This window comes from Lactobacillus sp. C449L (assembly GCF_059900815.1).
The window spans coordinates 1-565 of sequence record NZ_JBWXGA010000067.1 but is presented as its reverse complement, the minus strand read 5'-3'; the positions used below and the strand labels follow the sequence as shown (position 1 = coordinate 565).

The 565-nt window shown below is 62.5% G+C and carries 1 protein-coding gene; it reads right to left on the bottom strand.

The genetic code is table 11. The annotated features are described in order from the left end of the window. Positions 1–565, bottom strand: a 565-nt coding sequence (locus AC2JF9_RS08320; protein ID WP_500726854.1) for a MipA/OmpV family protein, incomplete at both ends; no start/stop codon positions are given.

The window sequence follows — 565 nt, the reverse complement described above, 5'->3', positions numbered from 1 at the left end:
CCGCCCCAAGCCACTGGTTACGCGAGCCTGCAACGCTGACGAGCGGACTTTCGGCATAATCGTTCAGCATGCGCTTGTACGTGCCGCCCGCGACGATCTTGAATCCCTTCAGCAGGTCGCCCGTCAGCGAATAGGTGCCCGCCAGTCCGGCAGAGTAGTTCTTCCAGCCGCTGCCGGCGGCATAAGTCGGTAGCCCGCTCTGCAGTGCCTCCGCGGGCGTCACGCTGAAGTAGGTTCGACCGTAGTTTGCCGAAACGTGCTCGGCCGAACCGAACAGGGCCACCGCGGCCCTGCGGCTGACAGGGGTTAGATAGCTGATCGAGGGCGTCCAGATACCGCTGTCGTGGACGTCGCTGACATCGTGGCGGTAGCTGACCGAAACGGACAAACGGTCGTAGGGGCTGGTGAACACGCCGACCTTGCCAACGCCGACATAACCACCAATCTCGATCGCGACATCACGCTCCGGCAACAGCTTGACGCGCGGGTCCTCGATCGACTTTCTGCTATTGCGGCTCAAGTTCACCACACCGACCGGGCCAAGCTGGAAATCCCAGTTGGGACC